General features: G+C 22.0%; 16 protein-coding genes. 2 read left to right on the top strand and 14 right to left on the bottom strand.

Features of this window, described 5'->3' with window-relative positions; genetic code table 4:
* Positions 1-59 precede the first annotated feature (59 nt).
* The 13 genes from ACXX84_RS01020 to ACXX84_RS00960 all read right to left on the bottom strand — a co-directional run bounded on the left by ACXX84_RS01020 (position 60) and on the right by ACXX84_RS00960 (position 15,215).
* Entirely contained in the window at positions 60-1,619 is a 1,560-nt protein-coding gene (locus ACXX84_RS01020) for a hypothetical protein (protein WP_458572743.1), read from the bottom strand.
* A gap of 136 nt (positions 1,620-1,755) precedes the next feature.
* Positions 1,756-3,606, bottom strand: a complete 1,851-nt coding sequence (locus ACXX84_RS01015) for a DUF2779 domain-containing protein (RefSeq protein WP_458572742.1) — start codon at positions 3,604-3,606, stop codon at positions 1,756-1,758.
* Positions 3,606-4,430, bottom strand: coding sequence for an MAGa7180 family putative nuclease (locus ACXX84_RS01010; RefSeq protein WP_458572741.1), 825 nt, complete (start codon positions 4,428-4,430; stop codon positions 3,606-3,608). The genes ACXX84_RS01015 and ACXX84_RS01010 overlap by 1 nt, the downstream gene beginning before the upstream one ends.
* A 6-nt stretch (positions 4,431-4,436) precedes the next feature.
* Entirely contained in the window at positions 4,437-6,344 is a 1,908-nt protein-coding gene (locus tag ACXX84_RS01005) for a P68 family surface lipoprotein (protein ID WP_436358401.1), read from the bottom strand.
* 68 nt (positions 6,345-6,412) lie between these two features.
* The gene (locus ACXX84_RS01000; RefSeq protein WP_436358402.1) at positions 6,413-7,222 is read right to left on the bottom strand and encodes an ABC transporter permease subunit; all 810 of its coding nucleotides are present in this window, start codon (positions 7,220-7,222) and stop codon (positions 6,413-6,415) included.
* Entirely contained in the window at positions 7,215-8,168 is a 954-nt protein-coding gene (locus ACXX84_RS00995) for a sugar ABC transporter permease (protein WP_458560512.1), read from the bottom strand. Before ACXX84_RS00995 ends, ACXX84_RS01000 begins: the two co-directional genes overlap by 8 nt.
* On the bottom strand, positions 8,155-9,330 hold the full coding sequence (locus ACXX84_RS00990) for an ATP-binding cassette domain-containing protein (RefSeq protein ID WP_436358404.1): 1,176 nt from the start codon (positions 9,328-9,330) through the stop codon (positions 8,155-8,157). The genes ACXX84_RS00995 and ACXX84_RS00990 overlap by 14 nt, the downstream gene beginning before the upstream one ends.
* Before the next feature lie 68 nt (positions 9,331-9,398).
* Complete coding sequence (gene rplL / locus ACXX84_RS00985) at positions 9,399-9,767, bottom strand: 50S ribosomal protein L7/L12 (RefSeq protein WP_436358405.1); 369 nt, start codon at positions 9,765-9,767, stop codon at positions 9,399-9,401.
* Between the two features lies 1 nt (position 9,768).
* Positions 9,769-10,278: a 50S ribosomal protein L10 gene (rplJ, locus tag ACXX84_RS00980; RefSeq protein ID WP_436358406.1), complete on the bottom strand. Its 510-nt coding sequence runs from the start codon at positions 10,276-10,278 to the stop codon at positions 9,769-9,771.
* A 143-nt stretch (positions 10,279-10,421) separates the two neighbouring features.
* Positions 10,422-12,098 carry a hypothetical protein gene (locus ACXX84_RS00975; RefSeq protein ID WP_458572740.1) on the bottom strand — a complete coding sequence of 559 codons (1,677 nt, stop codon included), beginning with the start codon at positions 12,096-12,098 and terminating at the stop codon, positions 10,422-10,424.
* A 129-nt stretch (positions 12,099-12,227) separates the two neighbouring features.
* Complete coding sequence (locus ACXX84_RS00970) at positions 12,228-12,734, bottom strand: hypothetical protein (protein WP_458557673.1); 507 nt, start codon at positions 12,732-12,734, stop codon at positions 12,228-12,230.
* Positions 12,706-13,416 carry an ABC transporter ATP-binding protein gene (locus tag ACXX84_RS00965; RefSeq protein ID WP_458557674.1) on the bottom strand — a complete coding sequence of 237 codons (711 nt, stop codon included), beginning with the start codon at positions 13,414-13,416 and terminating at the stop codon, positions 12,706-12,708. The genes ACXX84_RS00970 and ACXX84_RS00965 overlap by 29 nt, the downstream gene beginning before the upstream one ends.
* Entirely contained in the window at positions 13,416-15,215 is a 1,800-nt protein-coding gene (locus ACXX84_RS00960; RefSeq protein ID WP_458559426.1) for a hypothetical protein, read from the bottom strand. The genes ACXX84_RS00965 and ACXX84_RS00960 overlap by 1 nt, the downstream gene beginning before the upstream one ends.
* Before the next feature lie 253 nt (positions 15,216-15,468).
* Between ACXX84_RS00960 and ACXX84_RS00955 the strand changes: the two genes are divergently transcribed.
* Positions 15,469-17,331 carry an aromatic motif membrane protein gene (locus tag ACXX84_RS00955; RefSeq protein WP_458572739.1) on the top strand — a complete coding sequence of 621 codons (1,863 nt, stop codon included), beginning with the start codon at positions 15,469-15,471 and terminating at the stop codon, positions 17,329-17,331.
* Positions 17,321-18,241: an aromatic motif membrane protein gene (locus ACXX84_RS00950; protein ID WP_458560511.1), complete on the top strand. Its 921-nt coding sequence runs from the start codon at positions 17,321-17,323 to the stop codon at positions 18,239-18,241. The genes ACXX84_RS00955 and ACXX84_RS00950 overlap by 11 nt, the downstream gene beginning before the upstream one ends.
* 16 nt (positions 18,242-18,257) lie before the next feature.
* On the opposite strand, the gene ACXX84_RS00945 is transcribed toward ACXX84_RS00950, so the two are convergent.
* On the bottom strand, positions 18,258-20,543 hold the full coding sequence (locus ACXX84_RS00945; RefSeq protein WP_458572738.1) for a DEAD/DEAH box helicase family protein: 2,286 nt from the start codon (positions 20,541-20,543) through the stop codon (positions 18,258-18,260).

The following is a 20,543-nucleotide window of genomic DNA, read 5'->3' as shown; positions in this document are numbered from 1 at the left end:
AGAAAAAACAAAAACAATAAAATCAACCAAAAAAATGGTTGATTTTGTCTTTTTTGCTATTAACTGGGAAACTCGGGATATTGTCATTTATCTAAAGTTTGTCTATGATTATCAATTCTTAGTTCAACAAGTCTATAAGTTGTATTTCTATCTAGGTTTCTTAAAATAAATGCTGCTCCATCAGAAGTTGAACTAATGTTAAAAGTTCTTGTTTCTGTTTTGATAACTTTTCCATTAGAAATCTTCTCTAACTTAACAACCCCTTTATATTCACCATTAGTTTTAGGTTGTATGTCTTTAGTTTCTCAAAAGAAACTTAATAATAAACTATTACTAGAATCACTTGGTTTTAAAGCAAGATTTATTACCCTTAGTGGTTGTTTTTTGATGTAATATCAATCTCTAATATGAGCTAATGTTGTTTCGTTGTAAGTAAATGTTCTAAGAGTTTGATTTCCAAATTTCATTTTATTTACTAAATAATCCTCTTCGCCATTTCCTTGACCATCTATTGTTATCGTATATTTATGAGCATTTTCATTTAATACTTCTGAAACAAAATCTGCTTGTACATTTCCATTTGAAGTTTCAAAAGTCACTTTATTAGCTTTGTTTCCTAAAGTTAAATTATTGAAAATTTCAAATCAAAATTTATATTTATTAGTTTGTGGTTCATATTCTTTTTGTCAATTTTTAGCAATTGACTCTAAACTTTGGAATGTTATAGATTTATTTAAAGAATTTGGAAGATTAATTATTAAATCATTATTTTGTGTTCCTAATTTTAAATTTGTTAAAGTGATTGTTCTTGGAATTTCATAATCAATAACAAATTCAATTTTTTGTGTACCTTGATCTTCAAATTTTGATCAAGTATTAAAATCTATCTTTTTAATTTTTGTTGTTACTTGCTCATCATTAGTTAATAAAAGCAAATCTCTATTTTCATTGGTTTTTAAGTTTACAACATTAACATCTAAAGATAAAACAAACATGCTATTAGTTTTTTGAACTAAATTTGCTTTTTCTATATTAATAACAGTAATATCTTCAATTTTGTAAATTTTCTTTGGTAAAGATTTTAATTCTTGTTCATACTTAACTTTTGCATCGTTATAATCAAAATCTTCTCCTTTTTGTTCTAAATCTTTAATTTCTTGATCTATCTTTGTTTTTAAATCAATTATAGATTGATATTTATAATCTGATTTTCCTTTAGTTATATTTGATCAATCATTATTAAATTGATTAATAAAAGTTTTGAATTCTGAAAGTGATAATTTAGAATTTTTTGCATTTGAATTATCAGTATTATTAGAATTACTAATCTCTTTATCATTCTGTTGATTTACTGTTTCATTAATATTATTATGATTATTTCTATTAGTCATATTAGTTTTTTGATTTTCAGAAATTACTGTATTTCCTTTATTTTCGGTATTAGTGTTATTGTTTGCAGAACCATTTTCATTACTTTCTAAAGTACTGTTATTTATATTATCTTTTTTATGTAATGTGGGTATTAAAATAGATGGTATTAAGATTGCACTTGTAGTCAATAATGCTGCTAATGAAATTAGAGAAATTTTCTTTTTACTAATCTTGATTTTCTTTTTCATAAAATCTCCTTTAGTTAGTTTTATATATTTTTCATTTTACTATTATTTTGGCAAGTATACAAATAAATTTTTAGTATATCAAAAAAATTAAATTTACTAAAATTGAAGAAAAAAACTCAAAGAAGCATTTTTTTAACTATTTTTTGCTTTTTTGAGTTTTTTCTTTGATTAAAAAATTTATAAAATCTTTTACCATTATCATTGCCATTACGTCGTTTTCACAATATTTTTTTAAATCTTTTTTAATTTCTTGCCATTCTTTATCACCGATAAAACCAATGTAACGAGCTATAGCTTTGTTCATGGCACTTAATCCGTTTTGAATTTCTAGTTCTACATAAGGAGTTATTAAATGCTCTAATTTAATATTGTGTTTTGTTATATATTTTTCTATCTTTTTAATACTATAAAAACCTTTTAACTCTGGAATAAAAATAAAAGGCAGGTTTTTTCTTGTTTCTGAATAACCGCTAAAAAAATCTGCTAAATCAATAGTGTTTTTGACAATATGAGCAAAATAATTACTTAATTTTTGATGCATTTGTAAATCTTCTTTTTCTATTAGTTTTAGCATTTCTTTAATTCTGGTTAATTCATAACCTTTATTAAAAACAACAAAATAATCAGCTTTATTAGAATATATTTTAGTAATAATTTCTTCAAAAGTTTTAATTGTTAATTTTTGTGGATCATAAACAACATTTTCATTTTCAAAATTATTAGAAATAATTTTATTACCTAATGTTTCTTTGATAGAAAGTTGAAAAACTAATTGCTGATATGGTAAAACTCCATTCATAGGTGGATAAGGTAAAGAAAAACCTTCAAAGTCATATCACACAATTCTTTTATTTTTATCATTTAAAATATCAATTATATTTTCTAATTCTGCAGATTTAAAAATTTTAATATCTTGTGAATTTATTTGAGAATAAAGGAAATTATCGTTTAATTGAGTTTTTATACTTGCTATATTTTTATTTTCAATTAAAGAAATAATTTTTTCTTTTTTTAAAATATTACCGCTATAACCGAATATAGTTGGTTCTTTTAAAGACAAAATATCATTAAAATCTGAATTTGTACCAAAAAGCGAATTATCTTCAATTGTTAAATTATCAAAATCATTAATAGACTTAGCTTCATTTATATTTTCAATAATTTCTTCGATAGTTTCAAAATCATAATATTCATTCTTTTTTGAATTTATAGGTAATGTTCTTGAAGAAATCATTGCATAAATATTATTTTCAGGAACAAATTCTCCTTTTATCATAGAATCATATTCTTGGGGAGTTAATCCTTGCTGATATATAATTGTTTTATAAAAAAACAAATCATTATTTAATTCTTTTTCCATTGATTTAGACAAACTTTTTTTGGTTTTGTTTATATTTAAATAAAATACTTCAGAAAAATCTTTTTCATTTTTTTTGCTTTCTTCACTTAAATTTAACAAAAACAAAGAAATATTTTCAAGTTTAACAATTTTGTTTGTTATTCAAAAGTCTCAAAAAGGACGCAGAATATCTTTTCTTTTGGTAGATGTAGAAAGTTTTAAAATAGAAATTTTTTTATTTTTTAAATCAATTAATGTTGGTTTTGCAATTGCATTTTCATATTTAAAAACTGGATATAAAATTACTTTATATTTGTTATTTTTTAATATGTTTTCTGTTTCAATTATTGCTTCTTCACTGTTTTTTGATTTAACTACATAAACATTATTTATTCCGTATTTTTGCTGTATAAAATTTTCAAATTCTCTTTCTAATGAAGTAAAAACAGATGCTCTGGTAGAAACATAATTTAAATTTTCTTCATTAAGTAATTCACTAAAATTAACAGCATCTCAAAATTTTTCTGATTGTTCTTCTTCATCAATATCAAAGTCATTTTTTTGAGTATCAATTTTATTTCAAATAAAATATTTTTGACAAGTTTTGTATTTATAAAAATGATTAAAAGTTATAAAATCTTTTTCCACTATTTTACTTTAATTTTCCCTTGTAAAGTTCACTTATCTATTAATTTTATCCATTCTTCTTCATTTCTACATTCAAGATATTCTAATAACTCTCCATCAGTTCTTTCATTGTATTGTGGTGAATATCCTTTTGTTGTGTAAAAATTATATCATTCCTTTATTTTAACAATGTCATCTTCGATTTGTGGTACATTTGTTTTATATTTATAAGTTATTATTTTTCTTTTTTCAATTGGATAATTTTCTGGATCTAAATAATCTTCTTGTTCTAAAAATGTTGCTACTATTGCAAAAGTATCACAACCCATTAAATAAGAATAAAGTTGTGCTTGTTTTAAATAAGCAGAAGGTAAATCACCTTTTTCTCATTTATCGAAATTTTTGCTTTGAGTTGTTTTAATTTCTAAAATCATATTTAAATCTTTGATGTATCCATCAGGAATTCCACCGATAATATCGTCTTTACCTTTAAAATAGTCATATGAATATTTTTCAGGTGGAAAAACTTCCACTTCTTTTTGTGTCATTTTTCTTATGACATCAATAACTTTAGGTTCGATTGCTACTCCGGCATCTATGTATTTAGTATCTAAAATAGGCATATCTAATTTAGACATTCTTATAAAAGCTAGAAATTGAGATTTAAATTGATCAAGTTCTAATACATCGCCAATTGACGAACCACCTATTTTTTTAAATCCGTTTCAAGTTCCTTTGTTTTTTAAAAGTTGTTCGTGAAAACTTTTTTCTAAAATTACTTTTTTATTGATTTTATCTATAAAATAATGTACTTCATTGTAATATTTTCTGTCTTTTGAATTCATTCTTTCCTATTCTTTTGATCTTATTATTTCTAAAATTTTATTTAATGCTGCTTCTCCAGAAATTTTAGTTGAATTTTCTTTTAAAGTAGAATTTAAAAGCATTGTTTGAATTTCTTTAATAATTTTTGAAGATTTTTGATCTATTGGTAAAAAGACATTGTCTTCTTGTTCTTTATCTACGAAGTTTTTTAAACTTTCGTATGAAATTTTAGCTGCTTTTACGTAATTTATTTCTGTTTCTATTTTTGCGTTTTCTTTACGTAAATTTTCAATTTCTTTTTCTTCTTCTGGTGTTTTAGTTGTTTTTTTGCTTAGAGTATCTATTTTTGTTCCGTTTTCATTACTTTGTGTTGATAAAGATTCAATTTGATGGTCATATCAATTTGCAGATTCTGTATTTAATTTTTCTTTTAATGGAATAATATAAGATGATTTTTGTGAAATTAAATCACTTACTTTAATCTTTTTACCACGATAATCAACTTCTCCGGAATATAATCATTTTAAAAATAATTTTGTTGCTTTATCTTCTTTTCCACCATTATCAACAGAAATAGGAATTAAACTTGAACCTCCTTCAAAGTAAGATGAGTAATTATCACTTGGTAAATTTTTTGTAACTTGTGGTCTTAATCAAACATCTAAATCACTTGTAAATTTATCTGATATCTCTTTATTATTTTTTGCAAAAAATGCTCTACTTGTAGGACTATCTATAGATTGTTCATAACCAACAGCTGCTGCAAAAGCAAAAACTGTTTTGTATTCTCTTATGTCTCAAGAAGCTCATTCGTTTTTATTGTTTTCATATTTTACATCATAAAATACAGGTTTTTTTGTTGTAGTGTTTGCTTTATTTATTTCTAATTTGCTGTTTTTTTGCACAAATTCATCAAATGTTTCTTTAAAAATTCTTTGAATTTCTGTGTCGTTAGCAATTGCATAATCTATTTCTGATAAATCATAAGGATTTTTAGATTCTTTTAAAGTTCAAAGTTTTTTACCTTTAAGTTTATTATTTAATACTTTAAAAAATGTATCTTCTTGATAATCGATAGAAAATATTGCTAAATCTCTTATATCTTTACCAAATTTAGTGGCTTTGTCTTGGTCAATTTCAAAGGAATTATGTACTAATCTAGCAAATTCAAAAATTTTAGTAATATTGTTAAATGTTTCATCATTAACTACAATATTGTTAATATTATTATTTGCTTTTACTTTTATGAAATTTATTATTGAATCTTCTGGAATGTTTCTTCCATTTCCTTTATTTTGTTGAATGTATTTATAAACTTCACTATTTTTATCTATTTGTGCATTGTTTTGTTCTAACAATTCAAAAATTTTACCAAGTAAGTCTATGTTAATAGAAAAAGCATCTATATCACTTAAATCAAAAGGTAAATTAAAGATTTTAGTATCATCCTTGATGTTTTCTCCAACTAATTTTGTATGTGTTTTTAAAATTTTACTAATAAAAGATGAATTAGGTAAAATATCTTTTGTTTCTAATAATTTACCATATTGATTAACTAAAAATGCTCCACTTTGGTTTCCTAATATTAAGTTAGCTAATTTTTCACTATCTTCTTTAATATATTTTGCTTCATTAGCAGCTAATTCAAGTTCGCTATTTGCTCCGCTTTTATCCGATAACTGTAGTTCTATAGGAAGAAAATCAGGATTATCTTTCATAACTTCATTGTATAAAGGAACTAGTTCTTGCATTGCAATCATTAAAGGATAAACTTTGCTTTGAGCTGTTGCAAAAACTATTTTATTATCTTGTGCCTTTTTAGTTTCGTATTTTTTTTCAATTGTTGTTTGATTTTGATTATTACAACTTGCAAGTGAAATCACACTTGCTAGTGTTGTAATTGAAAAAAAACTTTTTAATATTTTCTTATTCATTGTTCTCCTAAAAAATAATTTTATAGTATTTTAATTTTAATACTTTTTTAAAATAAAAGGTGAAAAAATTAAAATTTGATAATTTTTTGGGAAAAAGTAAAATAAATTCCTAAAGGCAATAATATAACAACCAAAGAACCGGCTGCTTGAATATTTAAAAAATATCCCCCTGAAGGAGTTTCACCTATTTGTCTAAATCAAATACCAACAGTTTTAGAGTCTGTGCTAGATAATAAAAAATTTGGTCATAGATAATCATTTCACGATGAAATAAAACTAAAAATAATTAATAATATATAATAATTTCTCATTTCTTTTCAATAAACTAAATAGATTTTTTGAAATATATTTAAATTATCTAATTTAATAACTTTTCAATATTGATTTTTTGTTTTTTCAAAATTAATTAATAGATTATAAATAAAAAAATAAGAAAATATAGAATTAGAAACAATTGAAAAAACTGATAAATTATTTATTATATGAAAATTGGATAATATTTCTCTTAATGAAAGATAAATAGAAAATTCTGGAATAAAAGAAAAAAACATAATAAAAAGTAAAATTGCTTTTTTTATTTTTTGATTAATTTTAGATAAACCAACTATAAATAATGTATAAAAAACCACTCTTAAACATATAAGCAGTAAAGAACTTGACATTGATAAAAAAACTGCTTTTCAAAATATTGAATTTTTGAAAAAATTAAAATTCGATCATTCAAACTCTTTTAAAATTAATGAATAATTATTATTAGAAGTGGAATAATTACTTTTTAATGAAGTGATTAATAATATATATAAAGGAAATAAAATTAATAATAAAATAAATAACAAGATTAAAATTTTAATAATTTCTTTGGTAATTTTTTTAATCATATTTTTCTCCTTTTTTGATTTTTATAAAGAAAAAACGCACTAAAAAGAAAAATATGTAAGTGATTAAAAATAAAAATAATAAATAAAATAGAGATAAAATACTTGCAGCATATGCCTTATTAATGTCTATTTCCAAAGTTCCATTTATTGGTTGAATTAAGCTCAAAACATAACTAGATAATGTATGAGCTTGTAGTTCTTCTATTTTATCTTCTTCCATAATTGCTCCTGGATATAAAAGAGCAGAAAAAACTAAATTTGTATATATAATAATTAATAAGTGTTTTTGAAATTCTTTGAAATATAAATATTTCATTTTATCTCAAAAATTTAAATTATCTAAAATCATAACTTTATAATATTTTTTATTTATTGAAATAAAAATAAAAGTAAATATAACTATATTAAAGGAAAGTGATCTTCAAACTTGAAAAATGAAAAGATATAATTTTATATTTAATTTATTATTTCCGTGAGTAAAACTAGCATTGGAATTAAAGATTTTAAAAAATAAGTTCTGTTCTCCAAAAAGCAATAAAAAAGCAATTCCTACAGCAAAATAAGAAATAAAAAATTGCGAATAAATAAGTTTTAAAAATAAATTTTGTGTTTTTTTCATTGAAATTGTACTCAACATATAAGCAATAAAAATAGATAAAAATAAAGATATAAATGTTGGGACAAAAAATAAAAAGGTAGAATTTTCAATGGCAATTTTAAAATTAGAATCGTTTATTACATTATTAAAATTATTGAGTCCATAAATAAATATTGTTTTTTTTGTCGAACTTGGAAAAACAATAAATGATTCATAAGTAGATTTTATAATTGGATAAATATAAAATAGAAACAGCAAAATGAGTAAAGGTAAAATTAATAAAAATATTTTTGTTATTTTTACTGTTTTTTTCTTTATTTTTGTCATTTCTATGTTATTTTTTTTCATTTGAAAACTCCAAAATTTTTTCATTATTAATATCAACTTTAACAAAATCATTTATTTCCAATGACTCATCAATCGAAATAGAAGTTAAAACATTATTTTCACTTGCTACCTTATAAATAATAAAATTTCCAACTATCTGTTTATCGATGATTTTAAATTCTGATTTTTCTTGACTTTTAGTAATTACTACATCTTTTGCTCTTACATAAAAAGAGTTTTGCTCTGTTTTTCTTAATAAATTAAGTTTTGGATAATTAAAAAAATCTGCTACAAAATAATTATTAGGTTTATTTAATATATTTTCTGTTAAGTCAAATTGTTCTATTTTTCCGTTATTTAAAACTAAAATATAATCACTTATTTTGAGTGCATCTGCTTGATCGTGGGTTATTAAAATTATTGATAAATCAAATTCTTGTTTTAATTTAATAACTCATTCTAAAGTTTTTTCTTTAATTTTAATATCTAGAGCTGAAAAAGGTTCATCCAGTAACAAAAGTTTATTGTTTTTAATTAATGCTTTTGCAATTGCTACTCTTTGTTTTTGACCGCCTGAAAGTTTGTTTGCTTCTTGTTTTATTAAAGTGTTAATTTCAAGTTTTTCTGCAATAACTTTTAGATCTTTTTTAAAAGTTTTTTTTATAAAAAATAAAAAATTTCATATTTTTTTTATTTGCTTTTTATCGTATTTTAAAGTTAAAAACAAGAATTTTCATCATAGGGATCAAAATAACCATTTTTCCTTTTTAAAAGAAATATTTTCTGTATATTTCTTTATTTTTTTAGATAATTGGTTTTCAATTTGTTGATTACTATGCTTGAAAAAATTTTCTAAAAATTTAATTCTTTTTTCTTTTTTTCAATTTAATGAATTTTTAGCACTTAAATAAATGTTGTGAAAAACTGATAAATGCTCATATAAAACATTTTCTTGTAAAATATATCCTATTTGTTCTAATTTTAAATTATTTAAAAATTTAATATTTCCACTAAATTGATTTTCTAATTGTGACAGCAAATTTAATAAAGTTGTTTTACCAGCACCAGAAGGTCCTACTATAGAAATGATTTTCTTTTCTGGAATAGATAAAGATTCTATTTGTAAAATGTTTTTATTTTCTTTTTTATAAAGTAAATTTTCTATTTCTATAATATTTTTCATATTTTAATTTTATCAAAAAAATTCCCAAGTTTATGCTCAGGAATTTTTCTTTTTTTAAATTATTGTTATTATCCTAATGAAACTTCAGCACCAGCAGCTTCTAATTTAGCTTTGATGTCTTCTGCTTCAGCAACTTTAACGTTTTCTTTTAGAACTACAGGAATAGAATCTACTAATTTTTTAGCTTCCATTAATCCTAATCCTAAAACTTCTTTAACTACTTTAATAACATTAACTTTTTGTCCACCATCACCTTTTAATGTAATGTTTACTTCTGATTTTGCTTCAGCAGCTTCAGCAGCTGGAGCAGCAGCTACAGCAACAGCAGATGGATCAATTCCGAATTCTTCTTTCATTGCATCTACTAATTCCATAACTTCTTTAATATTCATTTCTTTTAAAGCTTCAATAAAAGCTTCTTTTGTTAATTTTGCCATTTTATTTTTCTCCTTCTGATACTAATTTATTTTCATCGACTAACATTTTTAGTCCAACTGATAATTGTCTTAATGAACCCATCAATGATGAAGCAAGCATTGTAAGAGCTTCTTCGTAACTTGGTAATGAAGCAACTTTTTGAACTTCAGCTGCATCAATAACTTGATTTTCGTAAATTCCACCTTTTAAAACAACTTCTGGGTGTTTTTTGCTAAATTTAGAAATTATTTTTGCTGGTGCAATAGCGTCATCTCCACCAAATGCGAAAACATTTGGACCTACTAAAGTTGACTCTAATTCTGAATAACCTAAATCATTAGATGCAATTTTGAAAAGTCTATTTTTATAAACTTTAATTTTAACACCTGCTGATTTTAATTCTTTTCTTAATTCTTCAAAATCTGAAACATGTAATCCACGATATTCAGCAATAACTAATGAAGAAGAATTTTGAATGTTATTTTTAACTTCAGCAACAATATTTTCTTTTTCTTGTCTAAAAGAATTCATTGAACCTCCTTATTAATGTAATGCAAATTTATAGAGGAAAATATATTCAAATAACAAATTAAGTATTTTCATACAGTTATTATCTCCATATATTGCTTTTAAATTATAGCACAAAATCGTTTTTTGTTAGATTAATTTTAGAACTAAATGTAAACAATTTCTACAGTGTAACTATTGTGATTATCTACTTCTCTTGGATTGTATTCAAAAGATATTTGTAATTTTACTTGTTGATTTGCTTTTTCTATTGATTTAATGGTTAAATTGGTTATTAACGAATTGGTAGATGTTGTCAAGATAAAATCTTCTTTTTGAAGTTCGTTTTTATTTTTATTTTTAGATTCTTCTTTTAAAGTTGCAAAAATATTTTTTGTTGCTATTTTTTGAACTATTGATTCAAATTTAGTTGTAAATTCCTTTTCATCGTTTCAAATTAAGTCTTCTTTATTTGAAAGCAAATCAACAAATCCAATTAAATCTTCAAAATTATTTTTGTTGTTTTTCAATCCAAAAAGTGCACTTGTTGAATAGTCGGTTGCAAACCACTTATCAAACGACAATCCCTTTTCTTCATTAGCGTGATGAGTGGTTAATTCTTCAGAAGAAATTTGGGATTCTAAAATATCAAAATTCTGTATTTTTGCCGTATTTAGTGTTCTTTTTACTTTTTGGTCATAATCATAATAAGATATTTCTTTTGTGCTTTTTAGTGCTTTTTGAAGTTCATTAGAAGTTTTATTCACTCCTGGATGTCCTTTATAAAAAATATTATATTGAGAATTCAATTTAGCAATAATAGTCATAACATAATCAAAATCTTCATCATAACCACTACCTAAAATTATTAAACTTGGTTTATTGAATTTAGATTTTAATTCATTAACTTTATCTCTTTCTTTTTCTCAATCAAGACCTGTAATTTTAGATCAAAACGAACTAAATCTTTTATTTTCTTTAGTTCTTGTAGTAAATATTAAGTCTTTTAAATTATTGTTATTTTCAAAAAAAGGTAAGTGATTTTTGAAATTTAAAATTGAATATTTATTAGACACAATTTTGTCAGATCAATAAATTTTTAAGTTGTTCATTTCAGCTGATCTAAAATACTGGGTTAATCTATCATAACTTCCTAAGTTAGTTTTTCATTCATTTTTTGAAAAATCATAGTATTTAGATTTAAATTCTTCTTGCGAATAAAAATGTTCAATGTGATATTCACCTAACACATTAGAATCCTCAATAGCTTGAAGTTTAACATTTTTAAGGTTTTTAATCTTCTCAAAATAACTTCCTGCTGAAGCAATATGATCTGAATTGAACCAAACATTAACTTTTTTTGTTGGATTTAAATAAGCTTGATAATAAGCTTGCTCAAAAAACTTATTTTCTTCTCCTTTTACTTCAATAACTTTTGAGTCTTCTAAATAAATTTCATCTGTATTTCTTTCGTTTTGTAAAAATTTTCGCAATTCATTTGTATTTAATTGCTGCTGAATTTCTACATTATTTTTAGAATGATAAAAAATAACTGATTTTTTAGATAACATCGCCATTCTTATTAAGTTATAAAAGGTTTGCACTCCATAAGATGAATAATAAATATTAATATCAGCACTATCTTGTTCATCTAAAATATTAGTATATTTTTCAGTTTCCTTAAATTCAACTCTTGAAAATTCATCATTAGTTATTTTATTTTCAATTCTATGATGATATTTAGTTGCAAAATATGTTACTAAACTTGAGATAGAAATAGCGGATGAAATACCTAAAATACTAAAAATTATTAATTTATTTTTTCTTGATAACTTCTTTTTCATTGCTATTTCATTATATATATATATATATATGAAACCCAAGAAAATTATTAAAAAATGAATTTTTTCATAAAAAAATAAACAATTTTTAAGTTTTTGAAAAATAAAAACAGGAATTAATTCCTGTTATAACTAGTTTTTAAAATAAATTATTATTTTTAAAGTGCCTTTATCATCATAATGATTTATGTGTTTAACTTGTAAATTAATTTTTCAAGCTAAAGCTTTTACTTTTTCAGTATTTTTACTTTCAAATTTAATTGTTATTTTATTTTCTTGATCTAAAAAATAAGCTGTATTTGAAGTGATAATATAGTTTTGAGTTATTAATTCTTTAAAAATTTCTAAATCATTTTTATTTTCTGCTTTTAAAGTATTAATAAAATCTAATATCTCTTTTATTTTTTGATTTGGATTTTTTATAGAAATATTGAATTTTTCAAAATCTTCACTTTTGTAGTAACTTCAAGAATAAAATTTTTTATAAACAAAATTTTCTCCTTCTTTGAAATTAATTTCTGTTTCTTGTTCTGAAATATTATCTGTTTTTTGATTGCAACTTGCAACAAAAATAATAGGACTTGTAATGATAAATGAAGTTGAAAACAACTTAATTTTCTTTATTAATGACTTTTTCATAAAAAATATCTTCTAAACTTTTTTCTTTTAGTCCATGATAATAAATTTTTCCTTCATGGATTAAAGTAACATAAGTAGTAAATTCATCTATTTCTTTTAAAATATGTGAACTAATAAAAATTGTTTTTCCTTCTTGATTTAATTCTTTTAATATAGAAAATAATTCAAAACGAGCGGAAGGATCTAAATTTGCTGCAGGCTCATCTAAAATGAGTAATTCTGGTTCGTTTATAAGTGCTTGAATTAAAAGGATTTTCTTTTTTTGTCCTGAAGAAAAATCGTAAGGTTTTTTATTTTTCAAATCTTCGATTTTAAATTTTTGCAAAAATAAATCTATTCTCTTTTGTGCTGTATTTTTAGGGATTTTAGACAATTGGGCTAAGTAAAATAAATATTCATAAGTTGTCAATCCTTTTGGAAATAAAGCGTTTTCAGGAACATAACCTATCTTGGATTTAGCTTCTTCTTTGGTATTTATTATATTATCAATTAAGATTTCTCCTGTATATCCACTAAAAGCATCTATAATGCTTTTTATAGTTGTTGTTTTTCCTGCACCGTTTTCCCCTATAAATGCATGAAAACTACCTTTTTCAACGCTAAATGTTATGCTATTAACACCAGAATTGGTTTTATTATAAATTTTTGTTAAATTTTTTATTTCTAAAATATTATTATTCATTATTTATAATCCTTTCTTTTATACACTACATAACTTGAAAAAGCAAGAATAGTTACAACTAAAGATCATATTACTAAATTAATATTTTTATTATAAACAATTCTATTTGTTGCTTTGTATGAATATACTTCATCAACAGGTTGAAATAAGAAATTATTACTTTCTTCTAAACTAAAACGATAAATGATTTTATCATTTTTTATTTGTTGAATAGGACTGTAAGTAGAATATCCACCAATAAAATATTTCTTATTATCAAAAGAAATTTCAAATTTGTCAGGATTATAATATTTTTTGCCATCATTTTCTTTTTCAAGTAAAGTTAAAATAACTTTATTGAATTCAGGATGAAAGTAAGCATAATAAAGTAGTGAAGTGATAAAATAAATTTTCTTTTCAGTTAAATTTTTAATTTTATTTGTGTCAATAATCTCTTTTAATAATTCTGTATTATTATCAATAACTTTTGAAAAATTATCATCGTTAGTGTTATTAATATTACTTGAAAGTATATTTTCGAAGTATTTTAAAAGATCATTTTTATTATAATTTTTAACTTTTATAAAGGTTTTATAGGCATATTTGTCAAAAATAGCAGATTTTAAAACTTCTTCAATTATTTCTCATTTTAGTTTTCCAACTAAATCTTCAGGAACTGCAACTATCTTATCATCTTCAGGAAATGAGACTTCAAAATTGGAAGCATTTTCTCTTGAATAAATTATTTCTCTATTTTTTACATTCTCAAAATGAGAACTATTTTTTAATGCACCAGGAACTAAATAAGAATATTTTGTTTCTAATAAACTATCATCATCTTGTATAGCAACTTTTAATAAGTTGTTATTATTTAATTCTAACTTGTAATTGTATTCTCCAGAATCTAAATTTTTATAATTTAAATAATTTTCTAAATTATTAATTTGACTCTTAGAAACATAAGAAAGAGCATCTTTATCTTTATTATTATAAATATCAAGAAATTGATAAGGTAGTGAAAGTAATGAGTATGCTTGTCATAAAGTTGATGAATTTTTAGATTTTTGCTTTGCTAATTCTAAAAATTCTTTTTCTCTTTGTGAAAAACTTTTATTATCCACATTTTTAGGAATTATGTATAACTCATCTTTATTATTGTTTAAATAAAATTTTTCAACATCAAGCAACTTTCCAGAATCATAATTTGGGTAATTAATATTTAAATATTCTCCAAATTTGTTTTCACTAGAAGTTGAAAATATAGAAATTATACTCCCTAAAGTTGTAAAAGGCATAAAGAATAATAAAGGAAATGCTATTGATATTTTTGATGAAAATCTAGATGAAATTAAAATAGATATCAATCCAAAAAATAGATAAATAAAAAGAGGACTTAAGAAAATTCATAAAAAAGGTATATTTAAACTATTAATGAAATTTAAATTTAAAAACAGAGTTGTAGATAAAATTCAATAAGAAACAAAGGATCATAACATTGATCAAAAAGCAAAGTTTATAAGTTTAGTAAAAACTATTTTATGTCTTGTAATGCTTTTTGAAAAAACAATTATTTCTATTCCTTCGCTTTGTAAATCTTTAAAAATATTTAGTCCTTTTATAGAACCATAGAGACTAGATAAAATCCCATTAATTAAAATATTGATATAAAAAATAATCAAAAAGTTCTCTATACTTTTAGCAAGAGTGAAATTTAAAATTAAAGTTAATATAATCATTAATAAATTAATTACAGGAATAATAATTGTGCTTTTTTTCTTTAAAAGTAATTTATTTATAAATAAAAAGTAATTTTTATTCATATTTCTTTCTACACAACAACTGAATAACTCATAAAATTATACAATTTAATTGATTATTTTCCAAAAAATAGTATAATTTTTTAGTATAAATAATTAAATAACAATAAATAAACACATTAACAACAACTTAGAATAACTATTATTTATACAGCGGATTTAAATTATTCCTTAGGGAATTTTTTTATTGCTTTTTTATAAATAAGTTATAATTATTAATAGTTATTCTAAGTTTATAAGTAGAAAGATAATAAAAATGAAAAATAAAAAAGTAAGATTATTTCTACCTTTTTTAGTTTTATTTTCGCCTTTTTATTCTTTTGTTTCGTGTAATGAAGCAAAATCAAATTTTCATAATCAAACAAATGTACAAAATAAAAAAAATTTTTATTCCAACAAAGAAATTGATCTTTTATTAAAAGATATTTTTGAAAATAATTTAGAAAAAATAAATAATTACATTCTTGAACAAGAAAACATAAGTGATAAAAAATTAGAAGATTTAAAATTTTCTTTATTTGTTTATAATCCACTTAGACCAAATCAAGCTCAAGGCGGTAATTCTAATGAAGCAGTTGTCAAAATAGGAAAATCTATTTTAGAAGAAAATTTAAACAACAATTGATATTGAATTTTAAAAAATTTAGATCTCTTAGAATTTTTACATTATCCTTACGATGTTAATAGATTTACTTCTAATTTCTATTCACAAAAAGAAGATGAATATTTTAAAACTGATTCTTTAAATTTTTTAAATTTGAAAGGAAAATCCATTGATTTTTTTATAAAAGTACATAAACAATTAGAAGACAATATTTTAGCATCGAAAGATATTTTTTATATTGTTATTGACAAAAATAAAGTTATAAGATTGCAAAAATTTGTTTATAAAAACAACATATTTAAATTTAGATTAGATAGTCAAATATATGAGATAAATAAAGAAAATATAACAAAAGAAGATATTGAGTTGTTTGCAAATAAATTCGAAAGCAAACAAGAAGAAATTATCAAAGAAAAAATAGAAAAAGATAAAAAAGATTTTGACGAAGACTTAGAATATGAACTCGAAGATGAAGAAGATGTAACTGAAGAAGAAAAAAACCAAAGAAAACTTGAAGGTTACAAAAAAATTGAAGAGAAATATTCTAATTTAAATAACCTAAATATTTCAAATTCTACTACTTTTTTAAATTTAGATTTTTTAGTTTTTAAAGCACTTGAAAAGGAATTTTCTTTAAAAAAATATTTATTAAAAAATATAAATTCTTCTTTTATTAACAATAAAAAAGAAGAAAATGATAATCAAGAGACAAATGATAAATTTTATATTGATAATGATTTTAAAAAATTCATTAATCCTTCTTTAGATATTATTGATAAAGGAAAAACTATTGAAGAAAAAAATACAGATAATATTTTATCTTTAATTCTAAATATTCAATTTAATAAAGATGAAGATATGATAAATAAATTTATTAAAAATCAACAAGAAAAAGAAAAACAAATAGAAGAAGGATTCAAAAACTTTGCTAAAGAAATAAAAAAATCTTCTTCTTTTGATTTTAAAAAAAATCCTATTTATTTACAATATAAAAATTTCTTGTCTCAAAATTGATATTTTGTTTTAAAAAATTTAACTAAATTTAAAGCTGTATTTAGCAATTGATTTACTCTACCAATAACTAATAAAGTAGATAAAAATGGTAATAAATTATCTCCATCAAAAGAATATTTAGAAAGTTTAGAAGATTTAGATAGCTATAGTGACTCTTACTTTTCTAATAATTTATTAAATGAAATTAAAGAAGGGGATACTACTGCATTAAGTAATTCTTATAAAGATTTATATATCAAAAGAAATAATCAAATTTTCAATATTAAAATAAGTTTAAAAGATAGTGGAACAACACTCGAATTCAACCCTTTTATTTTCTATTTTGCCAATTCTAAAACAGATAATATATCGATAAATGCTATCACAACTATTTTTCATAATGCTATTTATCACGATAGTTTTCAACATTATCAAGCTTTTGAAAATGATTTAATTAAAAAGTTTAGATATGGACAACCTGCAGAAATGTTAATTATATGAAAGGATCTAAATGAAAATTAAAAAAATATTTCCTTTTTTAACCGTTTTTCCTTTATTTTTGTCTTCTTGTAATTTAAATAATAATAGTCAACAAAATCAAATTAATCAGCTAAAAATACAGGAAAACGAAAAAGAAGATAAAGAATGAAATGAATTTATAAATTCTGACTTTATTACAAATATTCTAAATGTTACATTCGATTCTGAAGATAAAAAGAATCAATTTATAAAGGAACAAAAAGAATTAGATATTAAAACAACATTTTTAGATATTAAAAATTGATTATACTATTATACAACTATTCAAAATAATACTGATGATGGTTTTATTTCAAAAAAAGCATTGCCTTATAGTCAATCTCTTGCTAAAATAAAAGAATTAACTAGTAAAAATTGGTTGTTTTTCCTATTTAATCTAAATAAAATAGTTTTTATTCAACTAGCTGATACAACAAATTTGTTTGCTGGTACTAAAGAAGAGCAAACAGAAAAATCTAGAGAAAACTTACTAACTAATCCTTTATTTTATATATCAAAAGATAATAAAATTTTAGACTTTGCTATTTTAAAAACTCAAGATAACTTAAATTTAACAAAAGAAGAGTTAGAAGAAGAAGCCGAAGATTATCAGCAAGATTTCAAATTTTATTTTGTAAACTATGATGGATTACTTTTTGAAATGGAATTAACCAAAGAATTTGATGAAAACAAAAATAACACATCTAACAAAATGAATTTTATTTTATGAGCAGATAAAATTAAAAAATGAAATGTGAAAAATAATAAATCTAATTTTGATATTCAAAAATATGTAAAAGAAAAAGAATCAAGAGGTTTAAACTCCAATTCTTCAGCAATTTCTCTAGAAATTTTTCTAGATAATTTAGGCGGAAAACCCATAAGATACACATTTGCTGATTTAAAATTATAAAAAATAGATAGCAAAACTATCTATTTTTTTCTATCATTTTTTCAATTTCAATTCAAGATTCATCATTAATATTACTAGAATAAATAGTATTATTAATAAAAAGTTTGAAATCGTTTTTATAATGTTTTTCCTTTATGAAAGCAAAATTATATTTATTTTTTAAACAATATCTTTTTAATTGATTAAACATTGCTTTTGTATCTTCTTCTTTATTAAAATTATCTTTTTCTATTTTTATTAAGTAAATATTTTGGTTTTGAGTTCTGATTATATAATCAATATGTAAAAATTTTTTCTTATGAAGTGAATTATAATAAATTATTGAAAAATTAGAATAACCTTTATTTCCTACTCTATAAACATCTTTTATAAAATTTTGATTATTTTCACACCAAATTTCAAAATTCATTTCTGCTCTTGAACGCAGTTTTTCACTATCAATCATAGCTAATGAATAATTTTTATAAACATTTGTTGTTAATATTTTATTTTCTTTTTCATAGTTTATAAATGAATAATATTCTTCTTTAGGGATTTTGAATTCCACTTCTTTAACTTCTAAAAGGGAATTTTGTAATATTTTAGTTTCTTCAAATCTTTTGAATATTTCCAGTAATTTCTCAAAATTATTAATTATAAATGAATAGAATTCTTTATTATTTAAAGATAATATTTTTTTATCTTTTTTGCTTTTTAACCTAAATAATGAAGATTTTTTAAATAACTTATGCAAAATAGTTTCTTTTAAATCTTCATAGGAAAGATTAAGAGGGTTTTTTAATTGATCTATACTTTTCATTAAAATTCTTCCATGATTACTTGTGCTTACATCTACTTCATTAGTATGTTCACTAACATTTTCAAAAGGATTTTCCTGTAAATTATTAATCTTTCCTTGTAGAAAACTTGTAATTATTTTTTCATTTATTATAAAACCATTTTGTTTTAAAATTTCTTTATTTTTTTCAAATTCATTGATTTTAAGGTTATATTTTATTAAGAAATACTCTCTGATTTCTTCTAATAATGTTTTATTTTCATTGTAAGCATAATTTTTGTTTGGAATTTGTTTTAATAATGTAATATCCTTTGCACCTTCTCTTAAAAATAATTTTTCAGCTTCAAATCCACCTAATAAAATAGCTTCATTCTTAAACTTTTCATCATATGTAAATAAATAGGAATAATCTAATATTTCATTATTATAATGATGGACTTCTGGCATTCTTCTAATTCGTCCAAGTGTTTGAATTTCAAATTTTTCACTCATATTATCACGCAATTTAACTAAAATTTTTGCCCTTGGACAGTCTCAACCTGTTGCTATTGCTTGCTTGAATAATAAAAAAGAAACTTCATTATTATTTTTAACTATTTCATCAGGAACTAAATTGATTTTACTAAGTTTTTTTATTTTCTTAGTTCCTTCGGTTTCTAAATCTGTTTCTGAAAATCAAGAAGCTACTTTTCCATTTTCATAATTAAAACCTAAGTTATTTAAAATTTCTTCTACTTGTGAAATTAAATTATCATTTAAATTAGGAAATTGTATTAACACTAATGGATTAATGTCAAGATTTATTTTTTGATATTCTGTAATTATATTTTTTCTTATTTGATTTGAATTTTCAATTAAATATTTTGTTTCAAAAGATATATTATTGCCTTTATTTTTTTCAAGATCTTTATTTATAAAAATTCCTTTTGTTATTAATCCTTCTTCAATAACATCACTTTCACTAATAATTATTTCTTGATAATTATTTGATTTTTTTATAGGCGTTGCTGAAACTCTAATTTCACTTTTTGGAGAAATTGATTCAATAATAAAATTAGCTTTTATTGTGTTATTATTGTGCTCTTCATCTATAATAACTATAAAATTATAGTTTTTCAACTTAGCTTCGTTTATTCTATCAAAAAAATTATTTTTTTCTGTTTGTGCAATAGCAATATTCGTTTTATTTGTAATTTTTTCTCAATTTATAAAATATATTCCTTTATTTTCAAAACCATTTAGTAACACATCATCCAAATCTCCAGAAATCATTGCTGGAAAACTTTTTCTCATTTTATTAAAAGATTGCACTTCCAATTCCCCTTTTCCAGGTGTTAATCAAATGAAAATATAATTATCAGTATTTGAAATAAACTGATTAATATATTCAAATAAAATTATTGTTTTACCTGAACCGGTAGGTGCTTGTAAAATAATTTTATTTATTGCGCTGTCATCGATGGTTGAAAATGTTTTTTCAAATATTTTTTGAGCAGCTTTTACTTGAAATTCTTTTAGTTTCAT

The organism is Mycoplasma sp. AC157 (genome assembly GCF_054343415.1).
This window is presented reverse-complemented; position numbering and strand designations above follow the sequence as displayed.